At 42.0% G+C, this 25852-nt stretch carries 22 protein-coding genes and 1 riboswitch; of the genes, 9 read left to right on the top strand and 13 right to left on the bottom strand.

What is annotated here, in order from left to right; translation table 11 throughout:
* The first annotated feature begins 6 nt into the window (after positions 1-6).
* Positions 7-822: a lipoate--protein ligase family protein gene (locus EAL2_RS04250; RefSeq protein ID WP_025435171.1), complete on the top strand. Its 816-nt coding sequence runs from the start codon at positions 7-9 to the stop codon at positions 820-822.
* Positions 823-833: 11 nt separating this feature from the next.
* On the opposite strand, the gene EAL2_RS04245 is transcribed toward EAL2_RS04250, so the two are convergent.
* From EAL2_RS04245 to EAL2_RS04240, 3 genes are all read right to left on the bottom strand, one after another.
* Positions 834-1361, bottom strand: coding sequence for a 4Fe-4S binding protein (locus EAL2_RS04245; RefSeq protein WP_025435170.1), 528 nt, complete (start codon positions 1359-1361; stop codon positions 834-836).
* Positions 1362-1575: 214 nt separating this feature from the next.
* Complete coding sequence (locus tag EAL2_RS15440) at positions 1576-1734, bottom strand: hypothetical protein (RefSeq protein WP_158408889.1); 159 nt, start codon at positions 1732-1734, stop codon at positions 1576-1578.
* 252 nt (positions 1735-1986) lie between these two features.
* Positions 1987-2730 (bottom strand): PrsW family intramembrane metalloprotease, encoded by a 744-nt coding sequence (locus tag EAL2_RS04240; RefSeq protein ID WP_025435169.1) that lies wholly within the window; start codon positions 2728-2730, stop codon positions 1987-1989.
* Positions 2731-2915: 185 nt separating this feature from the next.
* On the opposite strand from EAL2_RS04240, the gene EAL2_RS04235 reads away from it, so the two are divergent.
* Positions 2916-3266, top strand: a complete 351-nt coding sequence (locus tag EAL2_RS04235; protein ID WP_025435168.1) for a CidA/LrgA family protein — start codon at positions 2916-2918, stop codon at positions 3264-3266.
* Positions 3263-3955 (top strand): LrgB family protein, encoded by a 693-nt coding sequence (locus tag EAL2_RS04230; RefSeq protein ID WP_025435167.1) that lies wholly within the window; start codon positions 3263-3265, stop codon positions 3953-3955. The genes EAL2_RS04235 and EAL2_RS04230 overlap by 4 nt, the downstream gene beginning before the upstream one ends.
* 97 nt (positions 3956-4052) lie before the next feature.
* On the opposite strand, the gene EAL2_RS04225 is transcribed toward EAL2_RS04230, so the two are convergent.
* Genes EAL2_RS04225 through EAL2_RS04215 form a run of 3 tightly spaced genes read right to left on the bottom strand, consistent with a single transcriptional unit; the run spans position 4053 to position 8172 of the window.
* Complete coding sequence (locus EAL2_RS04225) at positions 4053-5801, bottom strand: NADH-dependent [FeFe] hydrogenase, group A6 (RefSeq protein WP_025435166.1); 1749 nt, start codon at positions 5799-5801, stop codon at positions 4053-4055.
* A gap of 11 nt (positions 5802-5812) precedes the next feature.
* The gene (nuoF, locus tag EAL2_RS04220) at positions 5813-7609 is read right to left on the bottom strand and encodes an NADH-quinone oxidoreductase subunit NuoF (RefSeq protein ID WP_025435165.1); all 1797 of its coding nucleotides are present in this window, start codon (positions 7607-7609) and stop codon (positions 5813-5815) included.
* Positions 7610-7662: 53 nt separating this feature from the next.
* Positions 7663-8172 carry an NADH-quinone oxidoreductase subunit NuoE family protein gene (locus EAL2_RS04215; protein WP_025435164.1) on the bottom strand — a complete coding sequence of 170 codons (510 nt, stop codon included), beginning with the start codon at positions 8170-8172 and terminating at the stop codon, positions 7663-7665.
* Between the two features lie 366 nt (positions 8173-8538).
* Here EAL2_RS04215 and EAL2_RS04210 point away from each other — a divergent pair, with 366 nt between their 5' ends.
* The 4 genes from EAL2_RS04210 to EAL2_RS15800 all read left to right on the top strand — a co-directional run bounded on the left by EAL2_RS04210 (position 8539) and on the right by EAL2_RS15800 (position 10686).
* Complete coding sequence (locus EAL2_RS04210) at positions 8539-9459, top strand: TIGR01212 family radical SAM protein (RefSeq protein ID WP_025435163.1); 921 nt, start codon at positions 8539-8541, stop codon at positions 9457-9459.
* 297 nt (positions 9460-9756) lie between these two features.
* Positions 9757-9845, top strand: a riboswitch (glycine riboswitch).
* Positions 9846-9958: 113 nt separating this feature from the next.
* A complete protein-coding gene (locus EAL2_RS15435; protein ID WP_158408888.1) occupies positions 9959-10096 on the top strand; it encodes a hypothetical protein in 138 nt (45 codons plus the stop codon).
* Between the two features lie 23 nt (positions 10097-10119).
* Positions 10120-10257 carry a hypothetical protein gene (locus EAL2_RS15430; RefSeq protein ID WP_158408887.1) on the top strand — a complete coding sequence of 46 codons (138 nt, stop codon included), beginning with the start codon at positions 10120-10122 and terminating at the stop codon, positions 10255-10257.
* Between the two features lie 297 nt (positions 10258-10554).
* Entirely contained in the window at positions 10555-10686 is a 132-nt protein-coding gene (locus EAL2_RS15800; RefSeq protein WP_278246860.1) for a hypothetical protein, read from the top strand.
* Between the two features lie 164 nt (positions 10687-10850).
* On the opposite strand, the gene EAL2_RS04205 is transcribed toward EAL2_RS15800, so the two are convergent.
* Positions 10851-12158, bottom strand: a complete 1308-nt coding sequence (locus tag EAL2_RS04205) for an IS110 family RNA-guided transposase (protein ID WP_025434457.1) — start codon at positions 12156-12158, stop codon at positions 10851-10853.
* A 349-nt stretch (positions 12159-12507) separates the two neighbouring features.
* Between EAL2_RS04205 and EAL2_RS15425 the strand changes: the two genes are divergently transcribed.
* Positions 12508-12645 (top strand): hypothetical protein, encoded by a 138-nt coding sequence (locus EAL2_RS15425; protein WP_158408886.1) that lies wholly within the window; start codon positions 12508-12510, stop codon positions 12643-12645.
* 30 nt (positions 12646-12675) lie between these two features.
* Here EAL2_RS15425 and EAL2_RS04200 read toward each other — a convergent pair whose 3' ends face one another.
* Together EAL2_RS04200 and EAL2_RS04195 are read right to left on the bottom strand one after the other, a co-directional pair.
* Positions 12676-14058 (bottom strand): MATE family efflux transporter, encoded by a 1383-nt coding sequence (locus EAL2_RS04200; protein WP_242842493.1) that lies wholly within the window; start codon positions 14056-14058, stop codon positions 12676-12678.
* Between the two features lie 129 nt (positions 14059-14187).
* On the bottom strand, positions 14188-18510 hold the full coding sequence (locus tag EAL2_RS04195) for a 2-hydroxyacyl-CoA dehydratase (RefSeq protein ID WP_207641147.1): 4323 nt from the start codon (positions 18508-18510) through the stop codon (positions 14188-14190).
* Positions 18511-18744: 234 nt separating this feature from the next.
* On the opposite strand from EAL2_RS04195, the gene EAL2_RS14715 reads away from it, so the two are divergent.
* On the top strand, positions 18745-19362 hold the full coding sequence (locus EAL2_RS14715; protein ID WP_025435160.1) for a TetR/AcrR family transcriptional regulator: 618 nt from the start codon (positions 18745-18747) through the stop codon (positions 19360-19362).
* A gap of 49 nt (positions 19363-19411) precedes the next feature.
* Here the strand turns inward: EAL2_RS14715 and mnmA are convergent, their stop codons facing one another.
* The 4 genes from mnmA to EAL2_RS04170 all read right to left on the bottom strand — a co-directional run bounded on the left by mnmA (position 19412) and on the right by EAL2_RS04170 (position 25699).
* Positions 19412-20479 (bottom strand): tRNA 2-thiouridine(34) synthase MnmA, encoded by a 1068-nt coding sequence (gene mnmA / locus EAL2_RS04185; protein ID WP_025435159.1) that lies wholly within the window; start codon positions 20477-20479, stop codon positions 19412-19414.
* A gap of 123 nt (positions 20480-20602) precedes the next feature.
* Positions 20603-21268 carry a YczE/YyaS/YitT family protein gene (locus EAL2_RS04180; RefSeq protein WP_242842492.1) on the bottom strand — a complete coding sequence of 222 codons (666 nt, stop codon included), beginning with the start codon at positions 21266-21268 and terminating at the stop codon, positions 20603-20605.
* Positions 21269-21368: 100 nt separating this feature from the next.
* Positions 21369-24506, bottom strand: a complete 3138-nt coding sequence (locus tag EAL2_RS04175) for an AAA family ATPase (RefSeq protein WP_025435157.1) — start codon at positions 24504-24506, stop codon at positions 21369-21371.
* Positions 24507-24508: 2 nt separating this feature from the next.
* Positions 24509-25699, bottom strand: coding sequence for an exonuclease SbcCD subunit D (locus EAL2_RS04170; protein ID WP_025435156.1), 1191 nt, complete (start codon positions 25697-25699; stop codon positions 24509-24511).
* Positions 25700-25852: the final 153 nt, after the last annotated feature.

Here is a 25852-nt window from a genome sequence, read left to right as displayed (position 1 = left end):
AATTTTATGAAGTGGAGATTCATAAATACCGGCTATAGCAGCGGAGCTATGAACATGGCAATAGACGAAGCCATACTAACATACCATTCAAAAGGCCTGGTACCTCCGACACTCAGATTTTATAAATGGAATCCCGCGACAGTATCGCTCGGCTACTTCCAGAAATCCGGCAAGGAGGTAGACTTCGAGCAGTGCAAGAAGGCAGGTATTGGAGTGGTGAGAAGGCTCAGCGGAGGCAGGGCTGTACTTCATGACGACGAACTCACATACAGCATAATAGTAGATGAAAGCTGTCCAATGATACCCAAAACAGTGACGGAGTCATACAAGCTTCTTTCACAGGGGCTTCTTCTGGGATTTTCAAACCTGGGCATAGAGGCTCAGCTTTCTCCCGTTGTGAAAATGCGAAGCGGGGACTATACGTCTTCTGCATGCTTTGACGCCCCATCGACATACGAGCTTACAGTTGACGGTAAAAAAATAGTCGGAAGCTCTCAGGTGAGACAGCAGGGCGTGCTTCTGCAGCACGGTTCCATACTAAACGACTTGGATACAGAAAAATTGTTCTGCACAATAAAGATGGACAATGAGAGACTCAAGGACAGAATAAAATCATCATTCACAGAAAAAGCCACCAGCATAAGGCATATCACAGGAACAACTTTGGCCGACGAAACTCTTTTCAACGCTTTTTATGAAGGCTTTACAGATGCTCTCGGTTTGGAGATTGAAACTGCCGAGCTTACACCCGAAGAACTGGAGCTTGCCAAGGTTCTGGCAGAAACCAAATATTCAAGGGATGAATGGACATTCAGAAGATAAAAAAATCACCGCTATGCGGTGATTTTTTTATCCGGCGTCTTTAGCTCAAGATTAACCTTTGCTTCTTTTAGATCCTTATAATTTTTTATTAAGCCTGTTGCATGTCCCATTGGACACACTTGGCACCAGCTTCTAGGTTTGAATATTACTCCCATAAGAATTCCTACAAGCAATGAAACACCCATCAGCCTAAATATGGCAAAGCTTATCTTTACAAAATCTAATCCCGCATGGAAAAGGGATATTCCAAACATAAGTATCATCAGCGAAAGCACCGTGTTTTTAGCCGCTTTTCCTCTTAACCATGCTGGCATGTTGTTTTGAAGACTTATGCCAGCCAGCATCTTCCCCAGCAGGGAACCTCTTGGACAGTAATGAGAGCAGTGAACCTTTCCCCTTCCCTTAAAAGCGTGATATAGCGGCGTTGCAATACATATTATACCTAGTATTCCAAATCTGGCATCTGCAATTGATAAGATCAAGAATCCAACAAGAATAATCCAGGACCATTCCATGTGAGACTTTATTTTTTTAGCCATTTAAATCCCCTCCGTTTACATATTCTCAGGTTATATACCCCTTATAGGTATATAATATTTCAATATCTCTATTTTGTCAATAGCGCAAAAAAGTATTAGAGCCGAACAATCAATTCTTTAATTGATTATCCGGCTCTTAGGAATGGATCTGACAGCTTATTGAATTTCTTTTGTTCATTTAACACCTTGCCTCTTTAGATATTCTGAGAATATCCTAAACCGAAACTGCTTTTAAGATATCTCGGTGTTGCTTTGAAGCTGTATCTCTTTTTGAATCTTGAATCTTGAATCTTGAATCTTGAATCTTGAATCTTGAATCTTGAATCTTGAATCTTGAATCTTGAATCTTGAATCTTGAATCTTGTTTCTTCATCTCTAGTTCTTTAAGCTTGAGATGTTTGGATGGTGGTTGTTGCAATGCTTCTGTTTTAGAACCTTTGCTCTTTACGTTTTATTGTAAAGGGTCTTTCCTGCAGCTGCTGCCTCACCATTCCTTAATAAGAAGAATAGTTTAATTCTTCTTATTTTATATATACCTTCATCTGCACCTTTTAAACATGATTTTGCTATTTTTTTATAATTATTTTTAAATTATTTCTTGAATCCCCAACCCTCTTTCAGCTGACTATTCCTCATCTTCCTGCTCATGGCTCTTGATTTCATGATTTTCAGCCGCGTGCGTGTGGTTAAGCTTCGAGTCCATGGTGTACTCCCTTATCCTTTTAATGTTGACTTTCCACAGATAACCTACATACAGTATAAAGATAAAAAAATACTTTTCAACTCCAAGCATGAGTATGAAATTGAATGTTCCGTGCAGCATCATTGGGACATACAGCGATTTTCTGAGGTAGCCAACCCTCTCCTCATAGCTGCAGCTCCTGCAGCATTTTGCAAGCGAGAGATAGTATCCCATTGTTATTGCAAAAAGCATGTGTGCAGGCACCGACAATACGCCTCGCATAATCCCTACATACACATTGGCGTCGAACCTGAATACCACATAGCTTATGTTCTCCACCGTTGCAAATCCCAAGGCAGCAAACACGCAAAACACTATCCCATCAAGCTTTTCGTGAAAGTGAACGTCGTCAAAAGCCCATCTAAGCACGACCTGTCTTTTGAAAAACTCCTCTGTAAGACCTGCCACTATGAATGATGTATAGAATGCGCCCAATACTCCTGAAAATACATTCAAGCCTAGAAGAAAATTTTCAACTACTATAACAGGAATGACTGAAAGTGCGCCCAGAAAGAAAATCTTCAAAAGCATAGAGACCGGTTCTCTATCATATTTATCTAACATATATATAGTTATGGCAAGCACAACTCCCGGAATTATTGCTATAATCCAGATTCTTAAATCCATGGGCGCCTCCCTTCGATATTTATTTGTTGTAAGTTTTGTACCCATTTTTTTGCTTGAGAATAATTAATATGCAATTAATCAGTTCTCCATTCAAGCCGGGTGTCCTTTGTAATTTTGCTGCATAGATAGTATAATATTTAAGTGCTGCGCCACGTTTTAAAAAAATCGAAAGGAAGGTGAACAACTTGAAGCTTCTAAGACAATCAGGAATAATACTTTCATTTTTATTTGCAGGAGAAATAGTCAACAGATTTACGCAAGTCCCTATTCCAGGAAATGTCCTGGGAATGCTCTTGCTATTTGGCGCGCTTTACTTCAAGATAATAGAAGTTTCGATGATAAGGGATGTGTCCAGCTTTCTTTTATCACATCTTTCGTTTTTCTTTGTACCTGCTAGCGTCGGCATAATCTCATGCTTTGACATACTAAGCAGCACCTGGATTCAGGTACTTGCGATAACGGTAATTTCAACGTTAGTAGTAATGATTGTTACTGGATTTACAGTCCAGCTTGTTCAAAGGAGGATTGGAAGATGAGGTCACTAATAGAAAGTCCTATTTTCGGAATCACATTGTCGCTGCTGGCGTTTGAAGCCGGATCCATTATTTTCAGGAAAATGAAATCTCCATTTTTCAATCCTTTGCTGGTTGGCACATCAATCGTAATTTTCGTACTTCTTTTTTTTAATATTGAAATTGAAAGCTACAATAGGGGAGCCAACTTTATTTCATTTTTTCTGGGACCTGCTACCGTTGTGCTTGCAGTTCCTCTCTATAATCAGATGAAACTTCTAAAATCAAATTCCGTTTCCATAATGTCAGGGATATTCATCGGAAGCGTGGCATCTGTTATTAGCGTCACTGTATTTGCAAGGCTTCTTGGACTTGATGAACAGCTTCTTCTTAGCCTTATTCCTAAGTCAATCACAACTCCGATAGGGATAGAGCTTTCAAAGCAAATAGGCGGTCTTCCGTCTCTTACAGTGATTTCCATAGTGCTTGCAGGAAATACAGGCTATATAGCAGCTCCATATATATGCAGGCTGTTTAGAATTGAAAATCCGGTTGCTAAAGGCGTAGCAATAGGCACGTCATCTCACGCCCTGGGTACCACGAGGGCTATAGAAATGGGCGAAGTTGAGGGAGCCATGAGCGGCCTTGCCATAGGCGTAGCCGGTATAGTAACTGTGCTCATAGTTCCTATGCTTCTCAAATTTTTACTTTAGAATACTCATTTATACAGACATACTCATATGGAATGTTAGCAAAAATCAAAAAGATGCCAATTGGCATCTTTTTGATTTTTGCATCGCTTCAACACTATTAAATTCTTTCCTTTGGTGAATAGTGAGTGTGGAGCAGGTGATGAGCTTTTTCGCCGTACGGCTCCCCAAGGTATTCTTTGTAGAGCCTAAGAACCTCTTCATTCTCATGCGATTTTCTCTTCGCCTTGTTTCTGTCTTCCTGATATATTGCTTCCTGGCGCTTTTTAATTATCTCCATGTGGCCGTGATGGTAAGGCTGTCCGCCTCCTCCGACGCATCCGCCAGGACAAGCCATTATTTCTATTGCCTGGAATTCACAATGGCCGTCTCTTATGCATTCAAGCAGTTTTCTTGCGTTTCCAAGACCATGAGCTATACCTATCTTGACATCCATATCACCTATTTTTACTGTTCCCTGCCTTATTCCTTCAAGGCCTCTAAGCTGAGTAAATTCGACTTGCTTGAGCTCTTCACCTGTGAGCCACTCGTAGGCTGTCCTTACAGCAGCCTCTATAACGCCTCCAGTTGTTCCGAATATTACAGAGGCTCCAGTACTTTCTCCCATTATCTTGTCGAAATCTTCATCCTCCAGATTAGGGAAGTCTATTCCACACTCTTTCATCATGGCGGCTATCTCACGGGTTGTAACAACTATATCAACGTTTGCGTTCTCGTCGTGTGAAAGCTCCGGTCTTTTTGCCTCAGCCTTCTTGGCTATACAAGGCATTACTGACACTACCACTATATTTTCTGGGGCAATTCCCATCTTTTCAGCGTAGTATGTCTTTGTTATAGATCCAAACATTATATGAGGAGACTTGCAAGTCGAAGGTATATCAAGCATGTCCGGGAACTGGTGCTCTATGAACTGAACCCATGCAGGACAGCAGCTTGTCAACATCGGAAGCTTGCCGCCGTGCTTTATCCTGTGCACAAACTCTGAAGCCTCTTCCATTATTGTAAGGTCTGCCGCAAAATCAGTATCATATACTGCGTCAAATCCCATTCTTCTAAGGGCTGCGGCAAGCTTACCTGTAGCTATGGTACCCGGCTCCATGCCGAACATTTCACCTATGGCAACACGTATAGCAGGAGCAACCTGTACTATTACATGCTTGTCCGGATTATTAAGCGCATCCCAAACCTTAGGAGTGTGGTTGACCTCTGTAAGGGCGGCAGTAGGACATACAGCAACGCACTGTCCGCAGTATGTGCATGATGATTCATTCATAGGTATATTGAATGCGGGACCAACAAAAGAATCAAAACCCCTGCTTATTCCAGAAAGTATTCCACAGGTTTGTATATCGTTGCACATAGTTTCACATCTTCTGCACATTATGCACTTGTTTGGATCTTTCACTATAGCTCCAGAAGACGTGTCCTTCTCGTAATTCATCTTCTCGCCTTCCCACTTGATTTCTCTTACTCCCAACTCGTGAGCAAGGGATTGAAGCTCACACTCCATATTTTTAGGACATGTGAAGCACTCGTTAGGGTGGTTTGACAAGAGCAACTCAACTGCTGTTCTTCTTGCCTTGATCGCCCTTATAGTGTCCGTCCTTACAACCATACCTTCCTCAACCTCGGCTGAACACGAAGGAACAAGATTTGGTCTTCCCTGTACCTCTACAACGCAAACACGGCAAGATGCCGATTTATTTATGAATTTCAGTTCTCCAAGATCCATATAGCAAAGAGTAGGTATGTGGACATTGACTTGTTTTGCAGCATCTAGTATTGTAGTGCCCTTATCTACAACCACATCCTGCCCGTTTATAGTTAAGCTGACCTTATTTGCTGACATACAATCCCTCCCTATGGTTTCACTACAGCATTGAACTTGCAGGCATCAAAACATGCTCCACACTTAATGCATTTTTCCTGGTCTATTACATGCACTTTTTTAACCTCGCCTGCAATACATCCCACAGGACAAACTCTTGCACAGGCTGTACATCCTATACATTTTTCAGGATCTATTGTATATTTCACAAGGTCCTTGCACTTGCCTGTCTTGCAGTAATGCTTGTTTATGTGATCCTCATACTCATCCCTGAAATATTTGATTGTACTGAGCACAGGATTCGGAGCAGTCTGTCCCAGTCCGCAAAGGGCAGAACTCTTTATCATTTCTCCAAGTTCCAGAAGATTGTCTATATCTTCAGGTTTCCCCTGACCCTTTGTTATCCTGTCTAATATTTCATACATCCTCTTGGTTCCTACCCTGCAAGGTGTGCACTTTCCGCAGGACTCATCCTGGGTGAACTCCAGGTAGAATTTGGCGATGTTGACCATGCAGTCAGTCTCGTCCAAAACTATCATACCGCCAGAACCCATCATTGAGCCTATGCTCTTTAGGCTTTCATAGTCTATAGGCGTATCAAGATCTGCTTCAGTTATTACTCCTCCCGAAGGTCCTCCAGTCTGAACCGCCTTGAACTTATGGCCTCCAAGTATTCCTCCTCCAATGTCATACACTATCTCTCTAAGGGTAGTCCCCATTGGAACCTCAACAAGACCTATGTTGTTTATCTTTCCAGCTAAGGCAAATACCTTTGTGCCCTTGCTCTTTTCAGTTCCTATATCAGAAAACCACTTAGAACCGTTTAGTATTATGGCTGGCACGTTTGCAAGGGTTTCAACGTTGTTAACGCAGGTAGGCTGACCTTTAAGTCCAGATTCTGACGGGAAGGGAGGCTTAACAGTAGGCTCTCCTCTGTGCCCTTCAACAGAATGAATAAGAGCAGTCTCTTCGCCACATACAAAGGCTCCGGCTCCGTATCTTATTTCTATATCAAAGTTGAAGTCTGTCCCGAATATGTTTTTGCCCAGGAAACCCTTTTCCTTTGCCTGCTGCATTGCAATCATAAGTCTGTGTATCGCAAGAGGGTACTCAGCTCTTATATATACAACGCCATTTTGAGCGCCCATAGCATATGCGCCAATAGCCATCGCTTCTATAACACTGTGGGCATCTCCCTCAAGTATAGATCTATCCATGAACGCTCCCGGGTCACCCTCGTCAGCATTACATATTACATACTTTTGCTCGCCATCTCTTGATTTCTTGGTTATCTCCCATTTGAGGCCAGTCGGAAATCCGCCGCCGCCTCTACCTCTAAGTCCGCTTTCTTTAATTATATTTATAACTTCATCCCTTGAATACTCTGTGAGACATTTCTTAAGAGCCTCATAGCCTTTGTTTGCGATATAGTCCTCTATGTTCTCAGGGTCTATCTCGCCGCAGTTTCTAAGGGCAACACGATGCTGCTTAGCGTAGAACGACATATCCTTATAGTCATGAATCCTCTGATTAGATAGTGGATCCACGAAAAGAATTCTTTCAACATAATCTCCGCCTATTATGTGCTGCTCTACTATATCTTTTGCATCATCTGGACTTACCCTAACATAGAAAACATTATCGGGCTCAACTTTTACTATTGGGCCTTGTCCACAAAATCCAAAGCAGCCTACTTTAACAACCTGTGCATTCTCTTCCTGTCCATTATTTTTAAGTTCAAGCTCAAGATTCTTTATTATTCCTTCACTATCTGATGAGATACAGCCTGTTCCTCCACAAACTAGTATCTTTCTCTTATTAGTACTCATTTGATCCCTCCCCAAATATAAGTTGGTTCGCTCATTATTACAGGTGGCAGCGACTATTCTTGATAGTCACTTAAAATTCTGTCAACGTCGTTCTCAGTTACGTTGCCGTATACTTTTTCATTTACAAGTACTACAGGTGCAAGCCCACATGCTCCTACGCATCTTACATCCCTTAGAGTGAACAGACCATCCGGAGTAGTCTCTCCGAATTTGACACCCAGTTTTTCTTCCAATTTGAATTTAACCTTGTCTGCTCCTTTTACAAAGCATGCCGTACCCATACAAAGACTTATGGTGTATTTACCAGTTGGCTTTGTTGTAAAGTATGAGTAGAAACTGACAACCCCAAAAACCTGGGATCCCGGTATTCCCAGCTCCCTGGCTATAAAAAGCTGGACTTCCCTCGGAAGAAAGCCAAATAGCGACTGAGCCTTGTGGAGTATGTTAATAAGAGAACCTTTCCTATCCTCAAGTCCGTCTATATATTTGCGAAGCTCGTCAAACAGGTCTTGAGGCAGATCCTTAACGCTTGTAGTTTGTTCATGGATATTAGACTTTTCCATAGACATCTCCCTTCTAAATCCTCACAGGTTATTTTTTACTTTTTTCCAAGTTGAATTATTTGTTAATAAAAAAACTCTTCAAGCACACTTATTTTCAGATATACCCGTGTTTTGAATCATAAATCAATTAATATTTGAAAAACACGTCTCTTTCTTGTTAATTATTTTGTTAAGTTTTCTATTCGCTTTTAATGTCTGTCACTTACTTGCAATTCAGCACAGGGCTGCTTGTGATATAATAAAAATATTCTTCAAAAATATATAATATCGCAAGTTCATACTATAGAATAATTTGAAGTGATTCAGAATAATTTTGCAGGCCTTTGTCGCTTGCATCAGAGATAGTATCATATCAGGAGGATTTTTATGTTTTGGAGCGACAAGCGATACCACACCCTGAACTTCGATTTAAGAAGCCGTTTCGGCTGCAAGATAATAAAGCTGTCTGTTGACGGCGGCTTCACCTGCCCAAACAGGGACGGAACGCTCGGGAATAGTGGCTGCCTGTTTTGCAGCGATTCAGGTTCCGGCGAATTTGCAGGCAATCGCGCCTTGCCGATAAGAGAGCAGCTCTCACAGCAAGCTGAGCTCCTAAAGCCTAAATGGCCAAACGGCAAATACATCGCCTACTTTCAAAACTTCACAAACACATACTCCAGCATTGAAGATTTGGAAAGAAAATATGAGGAGGCCCTGTCATTCCCGGAAGTGGTGGGCATAGCCATTGCTACCAGGCCCGATTGCCTTGGTGGTGATGTTTTAGAGCTTCTTTCAAGGATAAGCAAGAAAACATTTCTTTGGATAGAGCTTGGTCTCCAAACCATGCACGAAGACACGGCAATCCTGATTAGAAGAGGCTATGTGCTCGAGCAGTTCGAAAAAGCCTTTGAAAAACTAAACTCATTAGGTATAAAAACTGTTGTTCACATTATACTCGGTCTTCCGGGTGAAGACAGCGCCAGGATACTCGATTCGGTAAAATATGTGTCCAGGCTCAACCCCTACGGCATAAAGCTTCATCTGCTGCACATACTCGAAAACAGCGATCTTCTCGACTACTACAATACGAATCCGTTCCACGTGCTTTCCAAGGACGAATATATCGGCCTCGTCTCGGATTCTCTTGAGCTTTTAAACCCGCAAATTGTGGTTCACAGAATCACAGGCGATGGCAGCAGGGAGAGCCTTTTCGCACCAAGATGGAGCCTCGATAAGCGCAGCGTGCTCAACGGGATAGACATCGAGCTTAAAAGAAGGGACTCCTGGCAAGGAAAGTTTTGCAAATAGTCCCTTTCAGTGGCATACCAATAGGGGCATGGATATACAAAAACTTAATTGAATACATTTAAAATATTTTTTAAAAAAATCGCTGAATTTAGAAATAAATTTTCATTGCTTTTATCTTTTCACTGTATTATCATTGAATTAAATCAAGTTTAGATTTTGTTTACAACACACATTATAGTTTACAAATTAATATACGTGAATGAAGGTTATTGAAGATATCCCACTGGGATAACCGCAGGAGCAAACATCAAAAACGCTGCTATTTGATGTGAATCTTTCAGGTCAAGTACAATAACCCGACACATCCCTGGAGAGACCTTTTTGTAAGGCATCGAAGAAGCAACCGTTATCGGGAATCTTTCAGATAAAAAGACAGGGGGAAGCAAGCACTTAGGTTTATTTTGTGCTGGTTTGCCCTCTGTCTTTTTTTATTGTTCAAAATCAAACATGACTAACCAATACAAATAAAAAAACTCAACTTCCAAAGGAGGAATTTTCAATGATTAGCGTAGTATTTTCATTAGTTTTTTCAACATTTCTTGCAGGAGTTTTCTCAGATATAATTTCACCAATGATCGTAACTAATGTAAGAATGGATAAAGACATTCTTACAACAAGCATAAATAAGGCGGCTTAATTTTATATAAGGAGGAGTTTTCAATGATTAGTGTAGTATTTTCATTAGTTTTTTCAACATTTCTTGCAGGAGTTTTTTCAGATATAATTTCACCAATGATCGTAACTAATGTAAGAATGGAGCAAGACATGCTTCCAGCAGGCATCAAAAAAGCTGCATAATAATGACTTCTTGAAATATAGACACTTAAAGCTATATTTTCAGTAATAACCCTATTAAAGATCGGCATATTTATTATTGTTATTAATTTAATTGCAATCATAAGAATATTTTTGAGTTTTCTTTTAATATATAACTGACTCCTTTTTGATTCTTTTCGAAACTCGTCAATATAATGATCTTACGGAATATTTTCACACTAATATAAAAACTCGATTCTATACAATCAAATCTGACATAATCAACCTCACAAACACAATCGAACCCAAAATCAGAATCAAAACGAAGGAGGCAAAAACATGGGAGAAACAAGCACGGCTATATTTTTATCGCTATTTCTTGTAGGAGGCTTTTTGTCTGTTTTAGCAGGTCTTTTAATCTCTAACAAACCCGCAAAAAGCACAGTTTCAAGCAACAAAAAAACCGCATAGCGGCATAGCATTTAAACTATTTAAAAATAAAAAGACCAGCTAATAAAAGTCAATAAATCTGATTGATTTTCTTTAGAAATTTTCAATCTTAAAAAAGAGTATGAGAAACCAAGCCATTGAAAAATCCGAACAATGACCTTGGAGAAGCTACATTTTAGCAATTTTTAAGCAACATGTTTTGGTGCAGTTTGAAGCTTGTTGTTTCTCCATGCTTGGTGCTCCTGCGGGCTTCTAAATTCAAACGGTTTTAAGTCACGAAGAACCGCAAAAATGTAGTGGAGCAACTTATGCATAACGGCTATAAGGGCCACCTTTTTCTTCTTGCTGACACATTTTTTCAAATAGTAGTCGCGAAGAATCGGATTTATGGAATCGCCGTTTCTGGTGGTTCTTATTGAGGACAGAGCCATTGTGAAGAGAACTCTTCTGCCAATGCGGGTGCCTCGTTTAGAAATCCTGTTGCGGTCGCCAGTGAACTTGCCCGACTGATTGACTGATGGATCTATGCCAAAGAAAGCTGTAAAGGCCTTTGGAGACTTGAATAGGCTGAAATCGTTGATTTCCGCGATCAGAGTGACCGCACTGATAAAGCCTACGCCAGGCATTTGATCCAAAAGCTCGATGTGCTTTCGAGCGGTGTCAGGAAAGTCGCTTGAGTCGATGATAGTGTGCAACTGTGATTCTATAGCATTAAGACACTTTTTAAAGCTGTCGATTCCATCAAGATGGAATCTTATTTTGGAGTCAAGCAGAGCGAATTCATTTGGCATACTCAAAGAAAGCTGTGCTGTTTCAAGAAGTTGCAGAGCTTTTTTGGCTGACCACTTCTCGCCTTTTCTGCCGCTTTTGGAAATGAGCTCAAGCAACTGCTGAGGGTCTGCATTTAGAACATCCTTAGGCGAAGGATAAGCGCTTAAAACAGCCAACGCGGTCTTTCCAAAAGGATTGGAAAACACATCAAGAAAGCCCGGGAACAGCAAGTAAAGATCCGTGCAGAGCCTGTTTTTCATCTCAGTGAGCATGTCACAGCGGGAGTAATATTCCCTCACCATCATGCGAAGTGCGAGAATTTGAGGCTCGGGCATCATGGAAAACTTTACATCCTGGTATTTTGCAAGCCTTGCGATAGCCTCGGCATCTTTATTATCATTTTTCACTTTTCTAATGTCGAAATTCTTGGTAGAATGGACACATAAAGGGTTTAGGACAAAACCTTTGAGGTCATTCGATCTCAGAAAGAAGAAGAGTGGTAAATGAAAGATACCCGTAGATTCTACGAAGTAGATGGGCTTTCGTTTTAACCGCTCTTCTTCTTTTTTGAGAATCTCGAGCAGCTTGTTAAATCCAGCAGGATTATGGTCAATCCTGAAAGGCTTGCGGATGAGCTCTCCGGAAGGTGCTATCATTGCAACTACAGAAAACTCTGATGAAACATCAATTCCGACAACAAAATCGTTTAAAAATTGGGACAAAGTAACACAACCTTTCTGCTTAGAATGAATCAGAGTATCCACTTTGTTTGAGGACGCCAAACAACCTTGCATTTGAAACGGGTAACACCAGAAGGTGGCCCAACCAGCTAAACATCGAATCGTCCTTGTGGAGTGACACGCTAATTTACGGATAAGACCTCATGATGTGAGGGATCCAGGAGGAACGCACATCTATCTCTCTGACAAGTGAGATTATAGCACGAAGTTTAGTGATTTTCATTCAAGAGTGTCGCTGGTTCATCTGAACAATAAATGTTAAGTTATCAAGGAACATTCGGACGGGTTTTTGAACCCTAACCCTATATTTATCTTACAAGGAGGAAATAAAATGATTGAAATAACACTCACAATGGCTCTTGCAACAATTCTCGTAGGACTTTTTTCATCGGTAATATCTCCTGCAATGTTGCCACACCTTAGTATGGAAACAAGCAGCACTCTATCAGCTAGCAAGAAAGCGGCATAATATGCCGCTTTCTTTTTTTATTTCCTGCATTCATATATTGTGAACTATGTTTTTAATCCATTTGTTTGAAACCAGCCTGTAAAGCACTATAGCAAACTTTGCTATTTCTTCCAATATTACAAGCGCATACACCCAGTAAACAGGGAGTCGCAAGACAAAAGCCCCTATAACTGCGGCTGTTACGCCGATAAACCACATAGTAAACGCCTCAGTCAGAAGCGAGAATTTCGTATCTCCGCCCCCCCTTAAAATCCCTACTATCATAAGTATGTTGAACACCCTTACAATCAGCGAGCCTGCAGTTATGTAAAGCATAATTACTGCAGCCCTGGCTACGGCGCCTGATATATTGAAAAAGGAAACTATAAGGGGCGCAGCCAACGCAAGCATCGCTGCAATAAACAAACCCACGACAACTCCCAGCGCAGTAAATCTGTATGCATTGTCCCTGGCCTTTTCTTCTTCGCCAGCTCCTATGCAATTCCCTATCATTACAGCCGAAGCGCTTGCCATGCCGAAAATTACTACCAGGAATATGTTCTGGATAGTATTGCAAATTTGAACTGCGGCTATAGCCTGTGTGCCTATCCGACCATACACCACTGAATATGCAACAAATCCAAAGCCCCAGCAGGCTTCATTGAGTACCACGCTCATTATTATGTGTTTTACCTTGCCCATGAATTTGGCGTCTATATCGGCAAGCTCTCTTAATTTTCCTGCAAGCGGACCCTTTATAGCATATACATAAGCTACAAGTAACACACTCTCAACTAATCTGGCTATCACTGTAGCTACGGCGGCTCCAACTACCCCCATTTTCGGCAATCCCATATTTCCGAAAATAAGCCCGTAGTTAAGCACTGTATTAAGCAAAAGAGCCACCGTGCTGACAGTCATGGGTGGAATTGCATTTTCAGTGCTTCTCAGCGAAAAACTATACGCAAATGTTATTCCGGTGAATATGTAGCTGATGCTTACGAGCCCTAGATATTTAGCGCCCAAGCCAATAACCGCACTGTCAATATTAAACACTGATATTATTTTTTCAGGAATAAAAATCGCCGGCAGCGTAAAAATAATAGCAGCAACAGTTACGAATGAGAGACTCAGTCCGTGAGTCCTTCTTATATTTCCGATATCTTTCTTGCCCCAAAACTGCGATATGAATACCCCGCAGCCGCTGCATATACCTATCACAGTAAGATTAAAGAGGAAGAAATACTGATTTGCTATACCTACAGCCGCCAAGGGTTCCTCACCCAAACGGCCTATCATTATCGTGTCTATCATATTCAGGGATGAGGCTACAAAGCTTTGAATTATTATAGGTATTGATATCTTTAGCATTGTTCTATAAAATTCTTTGTCTATCATAAGGATTTGCATTTTTGCGGTGATACTTGCTATCAAATTTGTTTTCTCCTTTCATCTCAGCATTTCAATCGGTATCCTATGTTATTATACACCATTGGAAATTCCCTGGCATGAAAAAACGCAAAAAGCCGGCTGCCAAATAATCATCTTCAGCAGCCGGCCATACTATAAGCTTATCCTCATGCATCTTGGTTGTTTTCTTCCTGGCATATCGCCTTTATTCCTAAAATTCGAAGCATTCATTGAATTTGAGAGCATAAGCTTTATCCTGTTGAGCTGGTTTACCTCGCTTGCTCCGGGATCGTAATCCACAGCGTATATGTTCAAATTAGAATACCTTCTTTTAAGTTCCTTCATAACTCCTTTTCCTGCAATATGATTTGGAAGGCAGCCAAATGGCTGAAGGCAGAGTACATTGTTCACACCCGATTCAACAAGCTTTACTATCTCACCTGTCAACAGCCAACCTTCTCCAGTTTGGTTCCCAAGAGAAACAATCTCGGATGCCTTTTTTGCTATGCTGTATATGTCTAATGGCGCATCGAATCTTTTGCTGCCTTTGAGGCAGCTTCTCACCTGATCCCTCGCAGCCTCTATTATGCTTATCGCGGCGTTTGCCTTCATTCGGGACACCATCCCCCCCGAAAGCTTGCGGCTTCTGTAAACGCTGTTGTAGAGGCTGTATAGCATAAAGTCAGTTAGGTTTGGCAACACGGCTTCGGCGCCTTCCCGCTCCAAAAGCTCCACGAGTCCATTGTTTGCCAGAGGATGATAATTGACGAGTATCTCTCCTACGACTCCAACTCTCGGTATGCTCTTTTCATGAATTTCTACATGTTCAAATTCGCTGACCATAGATCTAATGTTCCTTTTGAATTCGGAGAACCTTGACATGGCGTGAGTTTGCGTACATAAACCTATCCATTTTTCATAAAGCATATTTGCAGCTCCGGAAATTTTCTCATACGGCCTTGTCCTCAATGCAAGGCTAGAGATTAAATCAGCATACATAATCCCGTATGCAAGCTTTTTTACAAGCGACGGTTTAAGTCTGAAGCCCGGCTGTTTCTCCATCCCAAGAGCATTCAAAGATAAAACTGGAGTTTTACCGTATCCAGCGTCCGAAAGGGCTTTTTTCAACAGTGAAATATAGTTTGTGGCTCTGCAGCCTCCTCCGGTTTGAGAAATTATAACTGCGGTTGTGTCAATGTCGTATTTCCCGGAGTTCAAAGCATCAATAATTTGTCCTATTACTATCAGCGCCGGATAGCATGCATCGTTGTTTACGTATTTAAGGCCAGTTTCGACTATTTTGTGCTCCATGTTTCTTAGAACCTCGAGCTTGTAGCCCTCACTCCCAAATGCCGCCTGAACGAAACTGAAATGTACAGGCGACATTTGCGGGCAAAGTATGGTATGCGAACGCCTCATTTGCTCTGTAAATACAGGTCTGCTGTCTTGCCTGTAACCTGATCCAAACGAACCTGCCAGCTTTGGCTGTTTGTCTCTTTCTTTCATGGCGGCACAAAGAGATCTTAGCCTTATCTTTACGGCACCCGTATTTACCACTTCGTCAACTTTTAGCACCGTATATAGTTTTCCGCCGCTTTTCAATATCTCTTCCACCTGGTCTGATGTTATGGAATCAATCCCACAACCAAAAGAATTTAGCTGAACAAGCTCAATGTCTTTTCTGGAGCAGACATAGCTTGCAGCTCTGTATAGCCTGGAGTGGTACATCCACTGGTCCACTACATTTAATTTTTCATCAAAACCTGCAAGATGAGCCACAGAATCCTCAGTGAGCACAGCCATCCCAAGTAATGTTATTATCCTATCTATTCCGCGGTTTATACCCGGATCCAGGTGGTACGGCCTTCCGGCAAGCACAATTCCTTTCCCGCCTGTCCTGCCTATATGTTCAAGTACGCGCTTGCCCATACCTCTTATATCTTCCTTTACACGCTTGTCCTCAGCCTCGGCCTTGCGTATTGCCCGCCTGACCTGATAGTACTTAATCCCCAAATAACGAAGCTCCTCATGCATTGCAATTGCCAGCTTTTTCTTGTCAGCATAAGGCACAAACGGATTCATAAAATCCACCCCGTATCCCATAAGTCCATCCATGTTCATTTTTACAAGTTCCGGGTATGATGTCACCACAGGGCAATTGTAATGATTGTCAGCTGATGAGCACTCTTTCACCTCATGCATTATGCATGGATAGAATATGCGCTTAACCCCCGAATTCAGAAGCTGCGCAATATGACCATGCACAAGCTTTGCCGGATAGCATACAGTCTCGGATGCTATAGTGTCCATGCCTAGCTTGTATGTATCCATCGTTGTCTCATCCGAAAGACTTACTCTAAAACCTAGTTCATCAAAAAATGTAAACCAGAAAGGATAATTTTCAAACATATTCAAAACTCGCGGTATCCCTATCGTGCCGTATCTGGCATTTTCAGCTTTTCTCGGAGTGTATGCGAATATACGTTCATATTTGTATCTATAGATATTTGTACCTTCCGTTTTCTTTTCTTCTTCGCCAGCACCTTTTTCACATCTGTTTCCAGATATAAATATTTTTCCATCTGAAAATCTATTTATAGTCAGCATGCAGCTGTTTGTGCATCCTGGGCATTTCTTGGCTTTAACATCGAACGAAAAATCCTCCATGTTTTCCAGCTTTATCATCCTGGACACCGATTCAGGAGAGCATTTTTCCCTGGCTATAAGCGCCGCACCAAAAGCTCCCATTATTCCTGAAATCGGAGGTCTAACAACTTTTTTACTCGTCAGAATCTCAAAACATCTCAGCACTGCATCATTATAGAATGTTCCTCCCTGGACAACTATGTGTGCTCCCAGGCTTTCTGCATCCTTTAGTTTTATCACTTTGTAAAGGGCATTTTTTACGACGGCATATGAAAGCCCTGCACATATGTCGCCAACATCCGCTCCCTCTTTTTGCGCCTGCTTTACCCGTGAATTCATGAATACCGTGCATCGGGATCCAAGATCAACAGGAGCCTTTGACTTCAAAGCCTTTTCTACAAACTCGACCATTGTCATATCAAGCGATTTTGCAAACGTCTCAATGAAAGATCCGCAGCCCGATGAACATGCCTCATTAAGCATTATGCTGTCTATGGCCTTGTTTTTTATTCTTATACATTTCATGTCCTGTCCGCCAATGTCTATTATTGTGTCAACATTCGGTTCAAAATGAGCTGCCGCTTTATAGTGAGCCACGGTTTCCACTTCGCCCAAGTCCAAATCAAAGGCGTTTTGTATGAGCTTTTCTCCGTATCCTGTTACCGCAGAGCCTATTATTTTTATATCATCCCCAAAAGCTTTATGTATTCTTATTAAGACATTTTTTGCAGTATCCAAAGGTGTGCCCAGATTGTTTCCATAATACGAATATACGATTCTTGCATCCTGGTCTATTAGCACAACCTTTGTTGTAGTAGAACCCGAATCAATTCCCAGATAGCAGCCGCCGCTAAAGCCCTTTACGCTCACTTCAGACGGTAAAGCCGCGCAATTTTTTTCTTGAAACTCCATAAGCTCCGCCTCATTGGCAAACAGTACAGGCATGCTCTTTAGTTCTTCCGATTCAACGTTCCAAGCTCTCATTAGTTCATGCTTTATATCTATAAAATTGACAGGTATTTCATTTTCAGAGAGCAAAGCAGCCCCCATGGCTACAAACAGATTTGAGTTTTCCGGCACTGCAACGCTGGTTACGCCATCCCCCAAAGCTCTTGTGAATGACTTCGTAAGTTCGCTCAGAAAATGAAAAGGCCCCCCCAGGAGGACTACATTACCCTTTATTCTTTTGCCACAGGACAGGCTTGTTATTGTTTGCTCTGCAACAGCCTTGAAAACAGATGCCGCTATGTCTTCCCTTCTTGTCCCGTCATTCATCAATGCCTGTATATCTGTCTTTGCAAACACTCCGCATCTTGCAGCTATGCAATATGAATTTGAGCTCCTTGATGACAATTCATTTAAACCCATGGCGTCGGTTTTAAGCAAGGTTGCCATCTGGTCTATGAAGGCTCCCGTGCCGCCGGCACATATTCCATTCATCCTCTGTTCTATCGAACCTTCAAAATATGTAATCTTAGCATCTTCTCCGCCAAGCTCGATAGCAACATCAGCATAAGGAATGCTAGCCTCAACCGATTTCGTAGAAGCTATCACCTCTTGCACAAATGCAACATTCATGGCCTGCGCAATTCGCATTCCCCCCGAGCCCGTCATTGCTATTGTCATTGTTTTATTGCCTATCACTTGATACGCCTCATCGAGAATGTTTGTTAATGTATCCTTGATATTCGCCAAATGCCTTCTGTATCTGCTGAATACAATCTCACCCTTCCGGTCCAGAATTACCAGTTTAACCGTTGTTGAACCTATATCGACTCCGACATTCAGTATTTTTCTCATAGAAATCACAGCCATATGGCTGAATTTCACCTCCAGGCTACAAATATTGTATATATAATATACAGCTATACTATGTATTCCAACTAATTGAACGCCGTTTAAATTGTTGTTCAATATTATATATATTATTCCCCTCAAAAAAATTTGTCAATGTATTATCATGTTTTGAAGTGTTAATTTTTATTGACACAACAAACAGTATTATTTTAAAATTGACTTAGAACAAAATTTTTGTTTTAAAAAAATCCGGGAGTTGTCTACTTTATGAATATGAAATATTGTGATTATCAGCATCTTGACACCAAAGATCGGATATTAAAAGCAACCCTCCACATAATATCTCATTATGGCTACGAAAACGTAACCATCAGAAAAGTAGCCAAATATGCCAATGTCAATATAGCTCTTGTAAACTACCATTTTGGTTCAAAGGACAATTTATTAAATGAAGCTATGAAACAAATCACGCTAAAGCTTGAAACAGCTTTTAATCATTTGGAATGCAGCGACTCTGCAGCTGAAGAGCGACTAAAGAAATTTTTCGATGAATACACGTCAATAATAATAGCGCATCCTTCCATAATCAAAAATTTCGTATTCCAGACAGTCAAAAAATCCTCTATTTTCATACACTACGAAGAATATTTCAAGCATTCAGGCCTTAGGCTTCTTGTAGATTCACTTTCAGAAATCAATCCAAAAATAGACAAGCCGCGTGCAAAAAAACTTTTATTTCAGGCAATGGCAGCAATTTCTGCTCCCGTTTTGATAGCCGGTAAAATGCATTCCATAATTGATGTTGATTTTTTAGATCCTTTCCAAAGGGCCGACTATCTTGAGCTTGTATTCGACAGTCTTATGGGTTATATAAAAGGCGTATAGCAAACAAGAGGCGTATACATCATTAAATGGTGTACACGCCTCTTGTTTGCTATCTGATGTCTCTTTCTATTATGCCTCCGCCTATGACCTCGTCTCCGTTGTAAAAAACTACTGACTGTCCGGGAGTCACTGCACGCTCGTTCTTTTCAAACATTACGCACAGCTTGTCGTCATCTGTTTTTGTTACCTTGGATTCTATGAAATAACCCCATTGGCATATTTTTGCATGAACATGCAGCTCCTTGAAGCTTGCTCGGCCGGATGTGAAGCTCCAGTTGCTCGCTATAAGTCCTTTTGAATATGCAAGCGCATCATCGCCCAAAATAATCTCATTTTTTTGAGCATCTATTGAAATTACAGTCAAAGACTTTTGCAACTTTACCTCCAGCCCTCTTTTTTGGCCGATTGTATAATTGAATATGCCGCTGTGCCTGCCCAGAAGCTTTCCCTCTGAATCCCTTATTGCACCGCTTCCAACTGCGCTTCCAATAATCTCTGTGATGTATTTTTTATGATTTCCATCGGGTATGAAGCATATCCCGGTGCTGTCTTTTTTCTCTGAAACATCCAGGTCAAACATGTTGGCTATTTTTCGTATGTCTTCCTTGGATTCATATTCACCCAAAGGCAGAATCATACTGCTCAGTTGCTTCTGGCTTAGCGAATAGAGGACATATGACTGGTCTTTCCTGTCTGCCTTTCCCCTTAATATCCTGTAAATTGAGTTTTCACTGTCATATACAACCCTAGCATAGTGGCCTGTGGCCACAAAATCCGCCCCTAAAGATCTGGCCACATCCATGAATTTACCATATTTAATAATCCTGTTGCAGGTCACGCACGGGTTCGGAGTTCTGCCTCCTAAATATTCGCTTATGAACTCTCCCTTTATTTTCTCCTCGAATATCCGGCTGAAATCCACAACATGATGCGGCATTGAAAGCATCTCAGCAATGCGTTTTGCGTCTTCTGCCGAACGCTCCGATTCGCTTTCCTTGCCAAGAAGCATTGTTATTCCTATTACATTGTAACCCCTGTTTTTAAGTATATATGCAGCCGCAGAGCTGTCGACCCCTCCGCTCATGCCGACTGCGACAGTTTTTGTAGCGTTTACCATGTAAAATCACCTACTTTGAAATATACTGCACTAAATTTTAGCATGAAATTCCCTACCTGTGAAATAAAAAAGAGCTGTATCTACAGCGGCATAAAAAAAGCCGAAAACCATTCGACTTTTTTATCAGGACCAGCTTCTTATCCCAAGCACATCGATTAAATTTATGTGCTCTATTTCCTTCGAGCTGTAACCTCCAATTGCAAAAGCCAGCTGCACCGAAAATCCTATTCCAAAAACCGTTATTATTGTACCTATTCCAACAGGCCCTCCCAGGACGGCGCCTATTACAAGGACGGCCATCTCTATTGAGTTTCTTATAAGCCAAACTGGCTTTCCTGTCTTTTTGACAAGCATCTCCATCATGCCATCCCTTGGCCCTGCCCCAAGGCCTACTCTAAGGTAAAAAAACGAAGCCCAGCCCATGACTAGTATCCCGAATACGAGCAGAGCAACCTTGGGTATTATGGTTTCTGGAGTGACGAATATCCCGAGCTGCTGAATCAAGTCTATGAACAGGCCAATGAAAAACATGTTTAAAACGCTTCCTATCCCCGGGACCACTCCTAAAAAGTAGGTAATCACTATTATCGCCACTCCTGCCAGCTGAGAGACCTGACCAAGCGTAAATTTCGAGTGCTTAACTATCCCCATATGAAATACATCCCAAGGACTCATTCCAAGATCCGAATAGAGCGTCGCCAGTATTCCTACTGCGAAAAGCAAAAATCCAAAGAAAAGAGATGGCATCCTCTTTAAAATATCTACAACATTCAAGCGTTCTTTTTTCATATGATCCTCCATTTATTTTCTTCATGCTTGCCAATTAATCGCTCCTTACTACAGTATTTTTTTTATGCAGTAAACTTTTTTTATCGAGCCGCTTTTCATATCACATGGCGAAACTTGCTTTGCTTCCGTTTTTCGATGCCGTTATCTCGAGCCTTGCATTTATGCTCTCCTTTAGCTCTGGCACGTGAGATATTATGCCCACAAGCCTTCCCGATTCCTGAAGGTCAACGAGGCATTCTACAGCGCTGTCAAGCGATTCCGGATCGAGGGAACCAAAGCCCTCGTCTATAAAGATCGTATCAAGGCTTACACCGCCGGTGTATGACTGTACGATGTCAGCCATTCCAAGCGCAAGAGAAAGAGACGCCTTGAACCCTTCTCCACCGGAAAGACTTTTTACGTGTCTTGCCTTGCCTGTGTAATTGTCGAACACTTCAAGCTCAAGCCCTTCCTGCTTTCTGCCCTTGCCCCTCTCGTCCTTTCTCATTAGCAGGAACCTGCCCTGTGCCATCTTAGCTAGTCTTGCATTGGCCGCCTTTATTATCTCGTCAAAGTATGCTGCAAGCACGTACCTTTCAAATGTCAGCCTTTCTGGGTTATCACCGTTTGCTATGCTTGCCAGCTCGCCTGCAACGCTAAAGTGCTCCTCTTGGCGCTCAATTTCGCAGACTATTCGTTCCATTTCACTCAGTGCTTTCAAATTACCGTCTTGCCTCGCATATACCTTCTTTATTATAGCATCAAGCTCATCGCACAGCTGCTTCACGCCTGCGAGCTCTTCCTCAGTGCCTTCTATTGATATTTTAAGGAGCCCCTCAGCTTCAACCTGTGCTTTTTCAAGCCTGTCTGCTGCTGACTTTAGCTCCTGATAGTATTTATTAATCTCTCCGTCTGTTTCTTCGATATCCTGCTTGCTCATTTTCTGAGCTTCATAATGGCTGTAGTCCTTAAAGCCTGCCGCTAAAAGCATTTCCTCCATCCGAGCTTTCAATGCCTCTATCTCCTTTTCTGACTCGGCTGATGCTTTTGCTGCGGCCTCCTTCTCCTTCTCGATTTTTGCCTTGTCTAGTTGTGCTTTGCTGTGGCTCTCGCGCGCCTTATCCAGGTCCTTTTCCATCGCACGAAGTTTTTCTTCCAGTGCCTTGTTTTTTTCAGATAGCCTGTCCAGGGAGCGTAGTTGCGGAGGTATTTCATTTTCTATTGATTCAAGCACGCCCTCCTCGCCCTTTCTCCTCATTTGCAGTTCATTTTTATCCTCTTCAAGCTTTCCGTGCATTTTTTCTTTTTCTTCTATACTGACTCCCAGCCTTTTGATGGACTCTTCTATGGCTTCCTTGCTTTTTGCCAGCCTTTCAAGGCCTTCATGGCTCTTTTTAAGTTCATCAAACTTGTACCTTAGCTCTTTTCCCTGCTTTTCCAGGTATTCTTGAAGCGCATCGTCTTGAATTACCGTGAGTTCTTCGCCCAACTCCGGCTTGAGGCTCTCTTTTTGTTCTGAAACAGAATCCCTGATGCTCTTGATGCTGCCGTTTAATGCCGCCATGTCCTGCAGCCTTTTGTCCCTTTCAAGCTTAACATTTTCATATGCTTCCTGCGCCCGCCTCAGAACCTCTTCAGTCGGCATGCCCTCTATTAATAGGGCTGGCAACGGATGATTTTTTGAGCCGCAAACCGGGCATGGGCTGCCTTCCTCCAGACTCCTTGCAAGGAGTCCTGCCTGACCCTTCCTGAACATGTCCTCAATTTTTTCATATGACGCTTTTGCGGCTAAAAACGTCTTTTCAAAAGCTTCATACTCTTTTTCTAGAATCAGATGTCTAATCTGCTCTGCTGCGAGCTTGTCTAACGTGCCATAAAACGTCCTGAGCCTTGAGAGGAGCAACTCTTTCTCATGCAATTGCTTCTCGAATTTTTCCTTTTGTATTTGCGCTTCGTTTGAAAGCCTAAGCTCTTCTGTTTGCTTCTTTTGACTAGCTTTATTTATCTCCAGCTCACTCTTTAAGCTTTCCAGTTCTTTTTGCTTACCCGATAGGGCATCCTTGATGAGCTTGATGGCTTTTTGCTTTTCCTCGTATTCCTTCACTTTCTGAACAAAACCGCCAAGCCGCGTAATATCTTCGGCAGTCGCTTTTCTTTCATGCGCCCTTCCCTCTTCTAATATTAGCGTTTCCTGGCTGATTTTTAGTTCTTTTTCACAAAACTCCAGCCTTTTGGCAAGCTGTATATATTCAGCTTTTTTAGAATCCAGTAAAAAAAATTTTTCTTTTACCGACTCATCCACTATTGAAATCTCAAGCGCCTTTCTTCCCATGGCAAGCCTGTATGCTTTGCCTTCATATTCTTTTTTACGAGACTCCAAGCCGGCAAGTTTCTCTCCGGCAGAATCCCTTTCACGTAGTTTCTTGTTGACTTCTACTGCCTCTATCATTGTCTTTTGAAGCTTTTCCTGGTTAAGTCTGCTTTGTTCAAGCCTTTTTGAAAGTGCTGCCTGAAGCTCTTCATCGCTCTTTATAAGCATTCTGCTTCTAGTCAAAATTTCGCCCACATTTAGTTCTCCCGACTCAATAAGAACCGCAAGTGCCTCATCTCCCTCAGGGTCTATACGCCTCACATTTGTTTCCAGCTTTGATTTAGCATCGCTTATTGCCATACGAAGCTGTTTTCTGTTTTCCTGCAGTATTTTTTGTATTGTTTCAAAGGCCTGGGTTCCAAATATCTTTCTGAATATCTCTTCACGTTCCCTGCTTTCAGACTCTATGAGCTTCCTAAACTCCCCTTGCGGCAGCATTACTACCTGTCTGAACTGATTTCTGCTTATGCCGAGTATCTCGCCTATCTTTTCGTCAACACTGTTTATCCTGGTAACTACCGAACCATCAGGCAATACAAGCTCAGCGCTTGCTTCCTTCATCGTATAGCCTTCTCCCCTTGATTTTTTCTTTTCCTGCTGCGGGTATCTCTTGATTTGGAAGCTTTTTCCCCTGAGCTCAAATTCAAGCTCCACGTATGTGGGAGTGTCCGCCTGCGCAAAGTCGCTTCTCAAATCGCTCTTGTCCCTGCTGCTTCCGGAAGCTTCTCCAAACAGTGCATAGCTTATGGCGTCGAATATTGTTGTCTTCCCTGCTCCAGTTGGGCCTGTTATAAGAAATATGTTGTTGTCCTTTAAGTTTCTAAAATCAAGAGTCTCCTCCCCTGCATAGGGGCCAAAAGCGCTCATCACCAGTCTTATCGGTCTCATTTTTAATCAGTCCCTTTCTCTGCAGAGTCTATAGCCTCTTTGACAATGCTTTTGCCTTCCTCGCTAATGTTCCTGCCGCATATCGATACATAGAACTCCTCGAAAAGCTCAAGCTTAGACTTTTCGCGATGCCCTTTTCCGGCAGCTGTCCTGCTTGCTGCAGATTCCATCGCCTGGCTTCTCTCGAGTCCCATAATGTTTGGATAAACGGCTCTCAGCTTGGATATAGGATCAAAAAGCTCTCCTTCATCAGCAAGTATGGCAAACACATAGTCGCTTGTATCCCCGCACGAGTATATATTGGGGTTTATAAGCTCTTTAAGAGGTCCTTTTATAACCCTCATATCTCTTAGAGGCTCAAGCGGCAGATGCCTCGTTTCCACATTGCCTGCTTCATCTATATCTACAGCTATGACGCCTTTTTTGTGAGATGCTTCAGAAAAAGAATATTTAAGAAGCGAGCCTGAATATCTTGCCTTTTCACTTCCGACTCTTTGAGGTCCATGCAGGTGTCCTAAAGCTGCATAGCAAAAACTTTCAAAGCAGTCAGCCTCTATGATTTCACTGCCTCCTACGCTAAGCGGCCTTTCGGATTCGCATCGTATCGGCTCTTCGATTTCACACAAGTCCCCGTTGCAGCTTTTTTTTGAATATGCAACATATCCGTGAGCCACCGCCACGCTCCTATTAGCATCACCATTTTCTTCTTTTATCCTGTCCGTTATTTTTCTCATTGCATCGTCGTGAGTTGATATATCCTCATCTGCTAATATGTGCCTTGCTTCCCGCGGATCCGAGTATGGTATCAGATAGAAATCCACAGGTCCGAATTCGTCATTGAGCTGTACCTTCTTTATTTCCGAGCCAAGTACTCCGGCAATGTGGAGCCCCTTCTTCGACAGCAGCCTGCTTCCAAACGACAGCCTTTCCGGGCTGTCATGATTGCCCGCAATTACAAGCACAGGGATTTCAAGTTCAAGCAGTATCTTGCTAAGTACGCAGTCAAGCAGTTCGACTGCTTCCACAGGAGGTATGCTCCTGTCGTAAATGTCGCCTGCTATTACAAGCGCGTGGGGCCTTTCCTCCTCTAAAATACTCACAAGCTGCTCAAGTGCGTGCTTTTGATCCTCGAGCATGCTGAATCCGTTCACAATCTTGCCTATATGCCAGTCAGAAGTGTGGATTATTTTCATCCCTATTTCCTCTTTCCATTCTTGATTTTATATTTAACGTATATATTACCTTAATAATACTACTATACACACATTGTTCCTTCCATTTCAAGCCGTCAAAAAATCCCCTGCCGTCTGGCAAGAGATCTTATTATATTTTATATTTAAAAATCA

Source organism: Peptoclostridium acidaminophilum DSM 3953 (assembly GCF_000597865.1).
Lineage (GTDB): Bacteria > Bacillota > Clostridia > Peptostreptococcales > Peptostreptococcaceae > Peptoclostridium_A > Peptoclostridium_A acidaminophilum.
Note: the sequence above shows the minus strand (reverse complement) of the source record. Positions and strands in the feature narration are given on the sequence as shown.